Source organism: Stenotrophomonas sp. YJH_SMC_21 (genome assembly GCF_059369555.1).
In genome coordinates, this window is sequence record NZ_JCAFSU010000013.1 from 1 (window position 1) to 13850 (window position 13850).

The 13850-nt window shown below is 67.5% G+C and carries 14 protein-coding genes; 9 read left to right on the forward strand and 5 right to left on the reverse strand.

The features are described 5' to 3' along the window. Positions 1-75, forward strand: a 75-nt coding sequence (locus tag AC5P67_RS15390) for an IS3 family transposase (RefSeq protein ID WP_338322609.1), incomplete at its 5' end; no start/stop codon positions are given. A gap of 447 nt (positions 76-522) precedes the next feature. Here the strand turns inward: AC5P67_RS15390 and AC5P67_RS15395 are convergent. The 3 genes from AC5P67_RS15395 to AC5P67_RS15405 are packed head-to-tail and all read right to left on the reverse strand — an operon-like array spanning position 523 to position 2215. After that, positions 523-1143 (reverse strand): thymidine kinase, encoded by a 621-nt coding sequence (locus tag AC5P67_RS15395; RefSeq protein ID WP_005407490.1) that lies wholly within the window; start codon positions 1141-1143, stop codon positions 523-525. 9 nt (positions 1144-1152) lie between these two features. Continuing rightward, positions 1153-1446: a hypothetical protein gene (locus tag AC5P67_RS15400; protein ID WP_111118366.1), complete on the reverse strand. Its 294-nt coding sequence runs from the start codon at positions 1444-1446 to the stop codon at positions 1153-1155. A 40-nt stretch (positions 1447-1486) separates the two neighbouring features. Beyond that, positions 1487-2215: an SEL1-like repeat protein gene (locus tag AC5P67_RS15405; protein ID WP_111118365.1), complete on the reverse strand. Its 729-nt coding sequence runs from the start codon at positions 2213-2215 to the stop codon at positions 1487-1489. Positions 2216-2314: 99 nt separating this feature from the next. Here AC5P67_RS15405 and AC5P67_RS15410 point away from each other — a divergent pair, with 99 nt between their 5' ends. Both AC5P67_RS15410 and AC5P67_RS15415 read left to right on the forward strand, forming a co-directional pair. Further along, positions 2315-4291, forward strand: coding sequence for a UvrD-helicase domain-containing protein (locus AC5P67_RS15410; protein ID WP_049402880.1), 1977 nt, complete (start codon positions 2315-2317; stop codon positions 4289-4291). 260 nt (positions 4292-4551) lie between these two features. Further along, on the forward strand, positions 4552-5076 hold the full coding sequence (locus tag AC5P67_RS15415; RefSeq protein WP_005407495.1) for a GNAT family N-acetyltransferase: 525 nt from the start codon (positions 4552-4554) through the stop codon (positions 5074-5076). 78 nt (positions 5077-5154) lie between these two features. On the opposite strand, the gene AC5P67_RS15420 is transcribed toward AC5P67_RS15415, so the two are convergent. Next, positions 5155-5808, reverse strand: a complete 654-nt coding sequence (locus AC5P67_RS15420) for a YceH family protein (RefSeq protein ID WP_111118364.1) — start codon at positions 5806-5808, stop codon at positions 5155-5157. A gap of 101 nt (positions 5809-5909) precedes the next feature. Here AC5P67_RS15420 and AC5P67_RS15425 point away from each other — a divergent pair, with 101 nt between their 5' ends. The 4 genes from AC5P67_RS15425 (at position 5910) to plsB (ending at position 11569) form a co-directional block, all read left to right on the forward strand. Beyond that, entirely contained in the window at positions 5910-6833 is a 924-nt protein-coding gene (locus AC5P67_RS15425; protein WP_021202272.1) for a 5'-nucleotidase, lipoprotein e(P4) family, read from the forward strand. Continuing rightward, positions 6830-7555: an orotidine-5'-phosphate decarboxylase gene (pyrF, locus tag AC5P67_RS15430; protein WP_005411820.1), complete on the forward strand. Its 726-nt coding sequence runs from the start codon at positions 6830-6832 to the stop codon at positions 7553-7555. The genes AC5P67_RS15425 and pyrF overlap by 4 nt, the downstream gene beginning before the upstream one ends. A gap of 424 nt (positions 7556-7979) precedes the next feature. After that, the gene (locus AC5P67_RS15435; RefSeq protein WP_012478691.1) at positions 7980-8933 is read left to right on the forward strand and encodes a hypothetical protein; all 954 of its coding nucleotides are present in this window, start codon (positions 7980-7982) and stop codon (positions 8931-8933) included. Continuing rightward, positions 8933-11569, forward strand: coding sequence for a glycerol-3-phosphate 1-O-acyltransferase PlsB (gene plsB, locus AC5P67_RS15440; RefSeq protein WP_044569309.1), 2637 nt, complete (start codon positions 8933-8935; stop codon positions 11567-11569). Before AC5P67_RS15435 ends, plsB begins: the two co-directional genes overlap by 1 nt. 88 nt (positions 11570-11657) lie before the next feature. Here plsB and AC5P67_RS15445 read toward each other — a convergent pair whose 3' ends face one another. After that, positions 11658-11861, reverse strand: coding sequence for a YdcH family protein (locus AC5P67_RS15445; RefSeq protein ID WP_005407501.1), 204 nt, complete (start codon positions 11859-11861; stop codon positions 11658-11660). Positions 11862-11951: 90 nt separating this feature from the next. Between AC5P67_RS15445 and ttcA the strand changes: the two genes are divergently transcribed. Next, positions 11952-12872: a tRNA 2-thiocytidine(32) synthetase TtcA gene (ttcA, locus tag AC5P67_RS15450; protein WP_171956739.1), complete on the forward strand. Its 921-nt coding sequence runs from the start codon at positions 11952-11954 to the stop codon at positions 12870-12872. Between the two features lie 36 nt (positions 12873-12908). Beyond that, entirely contained in the window at positions 12909-13814 is a 906-nt protein-coding gene (locus AC5P67_RS15455) for a recombination-associated protein RdgC (protein WP_005411825.1), read from the forward strand. Positions 13815-13850 lie beyond the last annotated feature (36 nt).

Consider the following 13850-nt stretch of genomic DNA (forward strand, 5'->3'; position numbering starts at 1 on the left):
CAGGAGCGCATCAAACTGAAACTGAAAGGTCTGAGCCCGGTAGAGTACCGGGAGCGGGCCCAATCGGCCGCCTGACCCCGTCCAAGTCTCGGGGGTCACTTCACCATGGGGGCTTGGCCGCGGCATCCATGCCGCGGACACTCCCGCCACCGGACCCACCCCGCCTTCGACAGACCTCCGCGATCTGTCGGAGCACGGGGTCGGATCCCGTTGCTGCGCAACGGGCTCTGACCCAGATGAATTTCGATAGATGAATTTCGATATCTGACAGATGTGCCGACCAACGGTCGGCACCCACCAACAGCCGCGGGGATCTGTCAGAGGTGGGGCGGTGTGGGTGGGCAGGACCGTTGGCGCCATGGATGGCGCCATCGAGCCCCCAGGGACGGGTTTACGGCGTGTCCTGCCCACCCACACCGGCCCGCCATCCCACGGAATGCCGCTTTGGCTTTGGCTTTCGCTTTCGCCGTTGCCGTTGCGTTGAGCAGGTGCAGGGCTGCAAGCCCTGCACAAGACCCCCCCTTACAGCGGCAGGGGCGCCTGCGCCGGATCGATCCGCCCTTCACCGCGGGTGATCTTCTTGAACTCGGCACGGCTGACCGACACGTAGCGGTCGTTGCCACCGATCTCCACCTGCGGGCCATCCTTCACCGCATGGCCATGCTCGTCCACGCGCACGGTCATCGTCGCCTTCTTCCCGCTGTGGCAGATGGTCTTGATCTCCTGCATCTCGTCGGCCCAGGCCAGCAGGTACTGGCTGCCCTCGAACAGCTCGCCGCGGAAATCGGTGCGCAGGCCGTAGCACAGCACCGGAATGCGCAGCTGGTCGACCACCTCGCTGAGCTGCCAGACCTGTGCGCGCGTGAGGAACTGCGCTTCATCCACCAGCACGCAGCCCATCGGGCCGTTGGCGGCCAGGTCCTGTTCGACCCAGTGCTGCAGGTCGGTGTCACGGTCGAAGGCCATGCCGTCCGCACGCAGGCCGATACGCGAGGCCACCACGCCGGCGCCGGCACGATCATCCAGGCGCGGGGTCAGGATCGCCACCCGCATGCCGCGTTCGCGGTAGTTGTGCGCGCTCTGCAGCAGGGTCGTGGTCTTGCCGGCGTTCATCGCCGAATAGTAGAAATAGAGCTTGGCCATCGCCCAATTCTAGTCGTCCACCGCCTTGTCGTCGCGGACCGCGTCCGGCCGTCCTATCTCGACGCTGGGGGTCAGCGCGGGGCGCCAGTAGTTGTCCAGCGCCCTGGCGGGCTGTCTGTCCCGTTCGGCCCGCTGGGCCATGCTGCGCCAGAACAGGTCCGGATGGGCATCGAAGAAGCCTCCGGTCAGGACGGTAGGCGGGATCTGCCGCGGGGCCTCCACCGGGCATTCCCTGGCGGTCACGGCAGCGGCCATCGACAGGCCCAGCAGCAGGCAGAAGCGCGGAGCGTGCTTCGCTTTCATACTTGATCGCCCTCCTGGCAATGACCATGGAATACGAACGTCAGCGCCCCGCGCCTCCCACGGGGCTGAGTGGGCCGACCTCGACGCTGCGGCCGCGGAACTCCTGTTCCCAGATGCGGTCCTGCATGCACCAGTACGCTGCAGGGTCCCAGTAGGCATCGCGATAGTAGTCATCGCCACGGGTGGGCCAGCCGGCTTCCGGACCGTCGGACAGTTCCACCTGCAGCATCGAGCTGACCCAGCCGGTACGGCTGCCGGTCATGCGGCTGCGGTCCACGCGCATGGCAGCCTCCATGCGCGGCTTGGCCGCGGCATCGCCGTAGGCCGCATACAGCGCCGGTCCTTCGGCGAGCACCCGTTGCCGCTGCGCGGCATCCAGGCGGTTCCAGTAGCGCTCGCGCTCCAGCAGCAGGTCGCGGTAGCCGCGTTCGGCGGCCAGGTCCATCCAGATGTAGGCCAGCACCGGATCAGGGGCGGTACCCGTGCCTTCCTGGTACATGCGCGCGACCAGCGACTGCGACAGCTTGTCGGCGTGCGCGGCCGCCCGCTTGAAACGCACCAGCGCATGATCGGGCCGGCCCTGGCGCCACGACTGCAGGCCCAGCTCGCGCCAGTGCAGGTCAGGATGAGCCTGCAGGAAGCCCGGGGTCATCAGCGCCGACCGCAACGATGCGCCAGCATCGGGCGCGCAGTCCGCACTGCGGGCAGCCAACGGCGCCAGCAGCAACAGCAGGGTGCCCAGCAGGGCGGCAGAGGCGGTCGGGCGCATGCACCTGGCTCCAGTGCTCCGGTGGCGAATCAATAGCTTAGGAACGGCGTGCATGCAAGTCAGGTCCGCCCGCTGCGGCCCCGCTACAATCCCATTCCCATGCACGGTCTCAATCCCCCTCAAGCCGCCGCCGTCCTGCATATCGAAGGTCCGTTGCTGGTGCTCGCCGGCGCGGGCAGCGGCAAGACGCGCGTGATCGTGGAAAAGATCGCCCACCTGATCGGCAGCGGCCGCTATCCGGCACGCCGCATCGCAGCGATCACCTTCACCAACAAGTCGGCCAAGGAAATGCGCGAGCGTGTGGCCAAGCGCCTGCGCGAGCAGGACGCCGACGAGGTGACCATCTGCACCTTCCATGCGCTGGGCCTGAAGTTCCTGCAGATCGAACACGCGGCCGTGGGCCTGAAGCGTGGCTTCTCGATCTTCGATGCCGATGATGCCGCTGCGCAGATCAAGGACCTGATGTACGGGGCCAAGCCCGACGACATCGAGGACATGAAGAACCTGGTGTCGCGCGCCAAGAACGCCGGCCTGTCGCCCGAGCAGGCGATGGCCGCCGCGCGCAGCAACCGCGAGAAGGAAGCGGCCAGCGTCTACGAGCGCTACCAGCTGCGCCTGACGGCGTTCAACGCGGTCGACTTCGATGACCTGATCCGTTTGCCGGTGCAGATCCTGGAGGAAAATCCGGAGATCGCGCTGGCCTGGCGCGAGCGCATCGGCTACCTGCTGGTGGACGAATGCCAGGATACCAACGACGCGCAGTACCGGCTGCTCAAGCAGCTGGCCGGCGACAAGGGCAACTTCACCTGCGTGGGTGACGATGACCAGTCGATCTACGCCTGGCGCGGTGCCAACCCGGAAAACCTGCAGCAGATGGGGCGCGACTATCCCACGCTGGAGATCATCAAGCTGGAGCAGAACTACCGCTGCTCCAACCGCGTGCTGCGCGCGGCCAACGCGCTGATCGCCAACAACCCGCATGAGCACCTGAAGAAGCTGTGGAGCGACCAGGCCGACGGCGAACGCATCCGCGTGTGGGAGTGCCGCAACAGCGAGCACGAGGCGGAAAAGGTCGCGGCCGAGATCGCCTTCGTGGCGCAGTCGCGCAACGTGCCGTGGAGTGATTTCTGCATCCTGTTCCGCGGCAACTTCCAGTCACGGCCGCTGGAAAAGGCGATGCAGCTGCTGCGCATCCCTTACCACCTGACCGGCGGCACCATGTTCCTGGAGCGCCAGGAAGTGAAGGACACGCTGGCCTGGTTGCGGCTGCTGGTGAATCCGGACGACGACACCGCGTTCATGCGTGCGGTGCAGTCGCCCAAGCGCGACGTCGGTGCCGGCACGCTGGCCAGGCTGGCCGAACTGGCGCAGGAAAAGGACATGCCAATGGCGCAGGCCGCCGAGGCGATCGGTGCCCTGCAGCAACTGCCGCCGCGCGCAGCCAACAGCCTGGCGCGCTTCACCGACATCCTGCGCGACCTGCGCGCGCAGATGCGTCAGGTCACCTCGGGCGACATGATCCGCAAGGTCGCCAAGGAATCGGGCCTGCTCAGCGAACTGCGCCAGCAGGCCAAGGAAGAAGCCAGCTACCAGCGCCGTGCCAACAACATCGAGGAGCTGGCGCAGTGGTTCGAGGGCGGCCCGCGCGGTGCCACCGCCGCCGACCTGGCCGGCCAGCTGGCGCTGCTGTCACGCAGCGACAAGGACGAGGGCGGCAACCAGGTGCGCATGATGACCATGCACGCCTCCAAGGGCCTGGAATTCCCGTACGTGTTCATCGTTGGCTGCGAGGATGGCGTGCTGCCCCACCAGGTCAGCCTGGACGAGGGCAACCTGCAGGAAGAGCGGCGGCTGCTGTACGTGGGCATCACCCGCGCCAAGATCCAGCTGTGGATGAGTTACAGCAAGCTGACGCGCAAGTTCGGTGAGCATGTGCGGCTGAAGCCGAGCCGGTTCTTCGATGAGATCCCGGCCGAGGAAATCCAGCGTGATGGCGCTGATCCGGTGGCCGATGCGGCGCGCAAGAAGGAACGGGCGAGTGCGGGGTTGGCGGCGATCGAGGCGTTGTTCGACTAGGGCGCTCCAACGGCGCCGCCCCTCCGTGGTGGAGCACGCGTTGGTTCCGCAGTGTGGCCGATCGGGGTGGGTTCGCGGGGGACGCCGTGAACCCGTCCCTGGGGGCTTAGCCGCGCCATCCATGGCGCGGATACCCCCGCGAACCCACCCCGATCGGCCTCTGACAGATGCCGGGCGCTTCCTTCCACGGCAATGCAAAGAAAATCAAAAGCAGCAGCCGGGGTTGAGGCAGAATCGGGGTTTCGGCTGGAGGTCCACCTGTGCAACCGATCGAGAGTGAACGCCTGCGCCTGCGTGCGATCGAGCCTGATCGCGATGCGGCGCCGATGCTGGCGCTGTTGAATGATCCGGGCTTCGTGCGCTTCATTGGCGACCGCAATGTGCGCAGTGAGGAGCAGGCGCGGGACTACATCGCGCTGCGTGTGCTGCACAGCTATGCGTTGAATGGCTTTGGCATGTATGCCATCGAGCGGTTGTCCGATGGTGCCTGGCTGGGCAATGCCGGGCTGGTACGGCGTGATGGGCTGCCGGGTCCGGACATCGGCTATGCGGTGCTGTCGGAATTCGCCGGGCAGGGCTATGCCGGTGAGGCGGCGCGGGCAGTGTTCGCGCATGCGCGCGCTGGGCTGGGCCTGCAGGATCTGTATGGCATCACCGATCTGGACAACGTGGTGTCCGGGAAGATCCTGCTGGGGTTGGGCATGCAGGAGCGGGGGGTGATCCAGCTGCCGGGCGTGGACAGCCCGAGCCGGTTGTATGCGACGCCGGGTGCGGCGCAGGTCTGACCCCTGATGTTGGTAGGTGCCGACCGTTGGTCGGCACGATTCAGATGCAGTGCCGACCAACGGTCGGCACCCACCCCCTCAGCCGCGCAGTTCGGCCAGCTGCGCCTGCAGCTCGGCCACGGCCGCTTCCAGCTGGGCCACGCGCTCGGCCAGGCCCGGGTCGGCTGCATCGCTGTTGCCACCGCCGCTGCTGGCGTACCTGGCCGCCAGCGCCGCACCGTCCACTTCACCGCACAGCAGGTGCATGTAGCGGTCTTCGCGCTGCCCACTGGCGCGCGGCAGCACCACCAGCAGCGCGCGCTGCTGCAGGCGTTCGATGGCGTGGCGGGCGTCATCGGCGTCGGCGAAGCGGTGCAGGCGCTCGCTGCGCGTGATCAGTTCGCCCAGCGTCTGCGGCCCACGCAGCAGCAGCAGCGCCAGCAGCACGGTCTGCTGCCGGGTCAGGTCCAGCGCGGCCTGCAGGCGGTGCTCGTAGCGGTCCGCGCGCGAGGAGAAGTGCTGGCGGGCCAGGCCCAACGCCTCCAGCTGGCGCAGCGCGTGCTGCACGCTGCCGGCATCGATGTTCATCACCGGCTCGCGGGCAGTCTTCTGGTTGGCAGCCGACTGGGCGGCATTGACCGTCAGTGGATAGGTGTCCGGCGTGGTCGCCTCCTTTTCCACCAGGCAGCCCAGCAGGCGGGCCTGCACGGCGTCGAGCAGGGGGACGTCGGGGGTCTGGACGGAATCGGTCATGGCGGCCTCCGGAAGGGCAACGGGTCAACCGCCAAGCATAGCCGTCCCGGGGCCGCCTTTGCCGGTAAAATGCGCCGGTATATCTGATTGCCGGTGAATCCATGCGTCGTCCCGTTTCCCTGTCCCTGACCCTGCTCGCCACTGCGGCGCTGGGCCTGTCCGCCTGCAAGCGCGTGGATGCGCCTGCTGCCGAAGCCGCTGCCCCGGAGGCCCCGGCCGCCGCTGCCAAGGCTGATGGCGCGCTTGATGCGACCGCCAACGACAATCTCAACGCCGTGCTGTGGATGCAGCGCGCGCAGGAGTACAAGGCAATCACCGAGCAGACCTACCGCGCCGCCGCCGACCACCTGGACGCCGCGCTGAAGGAAGCGCACTGGGATGCGCTGGTGCCGGAGGAACGCGGCAACGAGGCCAAGGGCCTGAAGCCGGCCGTGGTGCTGGACGTGGATGAGACCGTGCTGGACAACTCGCCCTACCAGGCGCGCCTGGTGCGCGACGGCAAGGAATACGACGAGCTGAGCTGGGACCAGTGGGTGGCCGAAAAGAAGGCCAAGGCCATTCCGGGCGTGGTCGATTTCGCCAAGGCCGCCAACGCCAAGGGCGTAACCCTGCTGTACATCTCCAACCGCGCCGTGCACCTGAAGGACGCGACCCTGGCCAACCTGCGCGAGCAGGGCCTGCCGGTGGCCGATGACAGCGTGTTCCTGGGCCTGGGCACCGTGGTCGAAGGCTGCGAGCAGGCCGGCAGCGAGAAGAACTGCCGCCGCCGCCTGGCCGGGCAGAAGTACCGCGTGCTGATGCAGTTCGGCGACCAGCTGGGCGACTTCGTGGAAGTGACCGCCAACACCAACGAAGGCCGTGACGCCCTGCTGCAGCAGTACCACGACTGGTTCGGCGAGCGCTGGTGGATGCTGCCGAACCCGACCTACGGCGGTTTCGAGCCGGCGCAGTTCAACAATGACTACAGCCAGTCGCGCCAGGCCCGCCACGACGCCAAGCGCGCTGCCCTGGACTACGCGCCGTGAGCCGCGCGCCGCTGCCGCTGCGCGATGACGAGCGCCTGATCTTCGCGCTGGACGTGCCTGATCGCGCGCAGGCGCTGGAGTGGGTCGACCGCCTCGGCGACAGCGTGGCGTTCTACAAGATCGGCATGGAACTGCTGGCGTCGGGCGAGTACTTCCAGGTGCTGGACGAGCTGGCCCGCCGCGACAAGCGCGTGTTCGTCGACCTGAAGTTCTTCGATATCCCGGCCACTGCCGCGGCGGTGATCAAGCGCCTGTCGCAGTGGCCGGTCAGCTACGCCACCATCCACGGCTGGCACCCGGCGATGATGGAAGCCTGCGCCGCCGCCAACAGCAGCGACATGCGCCTGCTGGCGGTGACCGTGCTGACCTCGATGGGCCGCCCGGACCTGGCGCAGATGGGCATCGACCGTGAACCGGTGGACGTAGTGGTCGAACGCGCGCTGGCCGCGCAGGCGGCCGGTATCGATGGCGTGATCGCCTCGGGCCAGGAAGCCGGCCCGATCCGCGCCGCTACCGGCGCCGGGTTCTCGATCGTCTGCCCGGGCATCCGCCCCGGTGGCCCGGTCGGCGATGACCAGAAGCGTACCGTTGGCGTGGCCCAGGCCTTTGCCGATGGCGCCGATGCCATCGTGGTTGGTCGCCCGATCCGCCTGGCCACCGATCCGCAGGCCGCGGCGCGGGCCATCCAGCAGGAAATCGCGTCGGCGCTGGCTGCGCGCTGAGATTCCGTTGCGCAGGCTGCAGGCCCGAACGCCATCCCGACCCGCGCGGGATGGCGTTTCTGCATCCGTCCACCGAGCGGTTGTGCCCGAATCGCCGCAAAACCTGCCGTAGATTTCATGGCCTCCATGCCAGGCATCAGGACGATCAATAAAATCAATAATTTAGGCCGCACTACGTGAAGTGTTGCCTTAACTTGAGCGGCAGCGTAGGATCGCCGCCATCCGGTCCTCGGGCCGGACATGTGCCACAACACTGTCCACCGGCCCTGCGCCGGTTTGAAGAGCCTGTGATCCCCGTGATCCCGGCTCTTTTTTTATTCCCATCAGTGACTTGCACAAGCAACAGCGGAAACCGTGACGTCCCGGCTTGCCGCTGTCACGTCACAGGCCGCAAGATGCGGACCGGTCCGGGGAGTCCGAGTGCATGAGCGTGGCAGTGCGAGGAAGGTCTGCGCGTGGATGGGGGCTGGCAGCCATGCTGCTGCTGGCCGTGGCGGCGTGTCGTGAATCGGCCCAGGACCCGGCCAAGCCGGCGGCCGAGCCGGTCGCGGCGGTGCAGGCCATGGCGCTGCGCCTGGCCGAGGACGATCTGGTCGGCTATGCAAAGCTGTCGGTACCGCCCAGCCAGTACCAGCGCCTGCAACAGGCCTGGACCGAAGGCCACAGCCAGTGGCCGCTGACCGAACTGCCGCTGGGTGACCAGCTGCTGCCGATGCTGGCCGCACTGCGCAAGCCCAATGCCAGCGCCGAACTGCAGCGCAGCTTCGATCGCCAGCTGGCCGGACAGGCCGGCGCGGTTCGCCAGGCCGCGCAATCGATGGGCAACTTCGGTGTGCAGTACCTTCGCCACCAGAAGGGCTATACGCCTGGCCAACAGGCGCATTACATCGCCCTGGTCGAAACCCTGGCCAGCTGGGCGCAGGGTGCCCCGATCAGTGACCGGGCCCGCGCACGCAGCACCATCGCCGCGCTGGTCGGCGCCGCCAACAAGGTCGGCTTCGACGACGAAGCCGGCCTGCAGGCCGCGGGCATGGAAGGCAGCCTGGCGCAGCTGGCGCCGTTCATCCACACCCTCAAGGCGGTGCTGGGCAGCTACGGGCTGGGCGTGGACGACGCGTTGCGCAGCGTGCGCGGCGAACTGCTGTCGGTGGAAGGTGACAACGCCCTGGTACGCCTGCGCTACGACCTCGCCGGTCGCGAGATGAGCCTGCAGCTGCCGCTGAGCCGCCGCGAAGGCCACTGGTACCTGACCCGCACCCTGGCCGACACCGACGCGCTGCTGCGCAAGGCCGAGGCGGCCCGCGCCGCTGCGTCGCCGTCGCCGGCTGAAGCCCCCGCCGAGGGTGGGGAAGCGGCAACGCCGCCGCCTAAGCCATAATGGCGCCGATGTCGAAACAGAACCCGCTGCCGTTCCCCGGCGAAGAATCCCAGTCGACGCCCGCCGATACGGTGCCGGCGTCCCCCTCGACCGGTACCGGCCCGAACCCGGTACCGCCGCCCGTGCACGCGCGTCCGGCCGGCCGACGCCCACTGTGGGCACGGTTGCTGGGCCGCCTGGTCGAGCCGTGGCTGTCGCTGAAGATCGAGCCGGAAGACCCGGGCCAGTACAACGATGGCCGCCCGGTCATGTACGTGCTGGAAGACTACGGCCTGTCCAACGCGCTGATCCTGGACAAGGCCTGCCGCCAGGCCGGCCTGCCGTCGCCGCTGGTGCCGCTGGCCGGTGACCCGACCGGCCGCAAGCGCGCCTACCTGGCGCTGTCGCGGCGCAGCTCCAGCAATTCGCTGATCCCCGAGCAGCGCGGTGCCAAGACCCATTCCGACTCGCTGGCCAAGGTCCTGCAGGCACATCGCGTGCGCGATGACCTGGACGTGCACCTGGTGCCGGTGTCGATCTTCGTCGGCCGCGCGCCGGACAAGCAGAGCGGCTGGTTCGCGGTGCTGTTCTCGGAAAACTGGGCGCTGGTCGGCCGCTTCCGCCGCCTGCTGGCGGTGCTGCTCAATGGCCGCAGCACCATCGTCCGCTTCGCGCCGCCGATCTCGCTGCGTTCCATCATCGACGAAGGCCTGGAGCCGGAACGCACGGTACGCAAGCTGCAGCGCGTGCTGCGCACCCATTTCCGCCGCATCCGTGAATCGGTGATCGGCCCCGACCTGTCGACCCGTCGCCTGCTGGTGGACCAGGTGCTGGCCGCCGAACCGGTGCGCGAAGCGATCGCCGCGCAGGCCAAGCGCGACAATTCGAAGACGGCCGATGCCTGGAAGAAGGCACACGCCTACGCCTGGGAAATCGCCGCGGACTATTCCAGCCCGGTGGTGCGCTCGGCCAGCTTCATGCTCAGCCACGTGTGGAACCGCATCTATGCGGGCGTGCTGGTGCACCACCTGGACAAGTTCAAGGCCGCCGCGCCGGGTCACGAAGTGGTCTACGTGCCCAGCCACCGCAGCCACATGGACTACCTGCTGCTGTCCTACCTGCTGTACGACCGTGGCATCGTGCCGCCGCACATCGTGGCCGGCATCAACCTGAACCTGCCGGTGGTCGGCACCCTGCTGCGCAAGGGCGGTGCGTTCTTCATCCGCCGCTCGATCCGTGGCAACGCGCTGTACTCGGCGGTGCTCAGTGAGTACGTCGCGCAGCTGGTGGCCGGCGGCTACTCGCTGGAGTACTTCGTCGAAGGCGGCCGCTCGCGTACCGGCCGACTGCTGCAGCCCAAGGGCGGCATGATCTCGATGACGCTGCGTGCGTTCCTGCGCCAGCCGCGCAAGCCGGTGCTGTTCCAGCCCATCTACATCGGCTACGAGAAGCTGATGGAAGGCGGCAGCTACCTGGACGAACTGTCCGGCCGGCCGAAGGAAAAGGAATCGATCTGGTCGCTGCTGTGGGGCATCCCGAAGGTGCTCAAGCAGAACTACGGCCAGGTGGTGGTGAACTTCGGCGAACCGATAGCACTGAACGACGTACTGGCCGAGAAGGCGCCGGAGTGGAAGGGCGAGGCGGTGTCCGAGGACGAGAAGCCAGCCTGGCTGTCGACCACGGTGGACACGCTGGCCGAACGCATCCAGGTGCGCATCAACGGCGCCGCCGACGTCAACCCGATCAACCTGCTGGCGCTGGCGCTGCTGTCCACGCCGAAGCACGCGATGGGCGAGGCCGACCTGATCGCGCAGATCGAGCTGTGCAAGACGCTGCTGGTCGAGATGCCGTATTCGGACCGGGTGACGGTGACCCCGCACTCGCCGGAGCGGATCATCGCCCACGCCGAGGAAATCAACGTCCTCACCCGCATCAAGCACCCGCTGGGCGACGTGCTCAGCGTCAGCGGCGATACCGCGGTGCTGCTGAGCTACTTCCGCAACAACGTGCTGCACCTGTTCACCGCCTCGTCGTGGGTGGCCTGCTGCTTCCAGAACAACCGCCGCATGAGCCGTACCGGCCTGGTCCAGCTGGGCCGCACGGTGTACCCGTTCCTGCAGGCCGAGCTGTTCCTGCCGTGGAGCGAGGACGAATTCGCACAGCGCATCGACCAGACCATCAACGTGTTCGTGCGTGAGGGCCTGCTGCAGAACGTCAATGACGACGACGGCGGCATCCTGGCGCGCAACACCGGGCAGACCGACGAGGTGTTCCGCCTGCGTGCGATCGGCCACTCGCTGCAGCAGGCCTTCGAGCGCTACTACATCGCCATTTCGGTGCTGGTGAAGAACGGCCCGGGCGTGCTGGGTGCGGCCGAGCTGGAAAGCCTGTGCCAGCAGGCGGCGCAGCGTCTGAGCCTGCTCTATGCACCGGCCGCGCCGGAGTTCTTCGACCGCACCCTGTTCCGCGGCTTCATCCAGAAGCTGCGCGAACTGCGCCTGGTGTGGCCGGACGAGAACAGCAAGCTGCTGTTCGACGAGCGCCTGGATGCCTGGGCCAAGGACGCCAAGTTCATCCTTGGCCGCGAACTGCGCCACACCATCGAACGGGTCAGCCCGGAAGCAGCGCGCCCGGACGAGCCGGCGCCGCAGGATTGAAGGCAGCGCCGGGCCATGCGGTGGGTGTGGACCTTGGTCCACACCTTCCAGCCGTGCCAACCAGGGTTGGCACCCACCAGGACGGTCTTTAGGCCGGTTCGTCGGGAATCTGCAGGCTTTCCAGCCTGGCAATGCAGTCCTTCAACTGCAGCTTGCGCCGCTTCAGGCGCTTGGCTTCCAGCTCGTCCTCGCCGTTGGCGGCCATGCGGGTGATCTGTTCATCCAGCAGGCGGTGCTCGGCGCGCAGGGCGGCGAGGCGTTCGACAATCTCGGCGGGGTCGTAGGTATCCACGGCTTCGAGGATACACAGCGATGATGACCGCCGGGAGAGGGGAATCCCGACCCCCGGCCGTGGCCGCTCCGAGCCGTTAGAATGGAGCCCATGAGTGCCGTGATTTCCCTCCCTGATCCCCAGCCACGCGCCGCCCGCGATCCGCGCGTGGCCGAGCGCGAGCAGCACAAGCTGGCCAAGCGCCTGCGCCGCCAGGTCGGCGAGGCGATTGCCGACTTCGGCATGATCGAGGCCGGCGACAAGGTGATGGTCTGCCTGTCCGGCGGCAAGGACAGCTACACCCTGCTGGACGTGCTGCTGCAGCTGCAGAAGAAGGCGCCGGTGCCGTTCGAGCTGGTGGCGGTGAACCTGGACCAGAAGCAGCCGGACTTCCCCGAGCACGTGCTGCCGGAATACCTGGCAGGCCTGGGCGTGCCGTACCACATCATCGAGCAGGACACCTATTCGGTGGTCAGCCGGGTCATCCCGGAAGGCAAGACCATGTGTTCGCTGTGCTCGCGCCTGCGTCGTGGCGCGCTGTACAACTACGCCGAGACCCACGGCTTCACCAAGATCGCGCTGGGCCACCACCGCGACGACATGGTGGCCACGTTCTTCATGAACCTGTTCCACCACGCCAAGCTGTCGGGCATGCCGCCGAAGCTGCGCAGCGATGACGGCAAGCACGTGGTGATCCGGCCGCTGGCCTACGTGCGCGAGAGCGACATCGTCGACTACGCGCAGGCACGCCAGTTCCCGATCATTCCCTGCAACCTGTGCGGCAGCCAGGAGAACCTGCAGCGCCGCCAGGTCGGCCTGATGCTGAAGCAGTGGGAGAAGGACCACCCGGGCCGCATCGAGCAGATCGCGCGCGCCATGGGCGAAGTCCGGCCCTCGCAGCTGGCCGACACCACCCTGTTCGACTTCATGGCGCTGGGCCGTCGCGACGACGCGCCGCTGCCTGACGCCCATGCCTGGCTGGCCGGTTCCCCGGCCGACGCCGACGCAGATCCCGAGACGCCCACCGTTTAAGGTCGGTCGCCCTTCCTCTTTGCCATCCGGAATTCCATGTTCTTTCGCAACCTGACGTTCTTCCGTTTCCCGACCACCACCGATTTTTCCGAAGTCGACACGCTGCTGCCGCACGCCCTCCTCAAGCCGGTCGGCGCACTGGAAATGAATTCGCGCGGCTTCATCTCGCCGTTCGGCCGCGAGGAGAAGGAACTGCTCTCCCACCGCATCGCCGAACACCTGTGGCTGACCGTGGGCGGCGAGGACAAGATCCTGCCGGCGGCGGTGGTCAACGACCTGCTCGAGCGCAAGCTGGAGGAGATCGAGGAGAAGGAAGGCCGCCGCCCGGGTGGCCGCGAACGCAAGCGGATGAAGGACGACCTGCTGCATGAACTGCTGCCGCGCGCCTTCGTGAAGTCCTCGCGCAACGACGCCTTCATCGACCTGCAGCACGGTTACGTGGCGGTGGATACCTCCAGCCGCAAGACCGGCGAGTACTTCATGTCCGACATCCGCGGCCTGCTCGGCAGCTTCCCGGCGATGCCGCTGAACGCCGAAGTCGCGCCGCGTTCGATCCTGACCGGCTGGATCGCCGGCGAGCCGCTGCCGACCGGGCTGAGCCTGGGCGAAGAGTGCGAGATGAAGGACCCGGTGGAAGGCGGCGCGGTGGTCAAGTGCCAGCACCAGGAACTGCGCTGCGATGAGATCGACAAGCACCTGGATGCCGGCAAGCAGGTGACCAAGCTGGCGCTGATCTTCGAGGACAACCTGTCCTTCGTCATCGGCGACGACCTGATCGTGCGCAAGCTGAAGTTCCTCGACGGCGCCCTGGACCAGCTGGAGCATGCCGACGAAGACGGCCGCCGCGCCGAGTTCGACGCCCGCTTCGCCCTGCAGAGCGCCGAGATCCGCCGTCTGTTCCTGTTGCTGGAAGAAGCCTTCAAGCTCAGCAAGGCTGACTGAACAGGCAGCCCGACGGCCGCCGGTCATCCGGCGGCC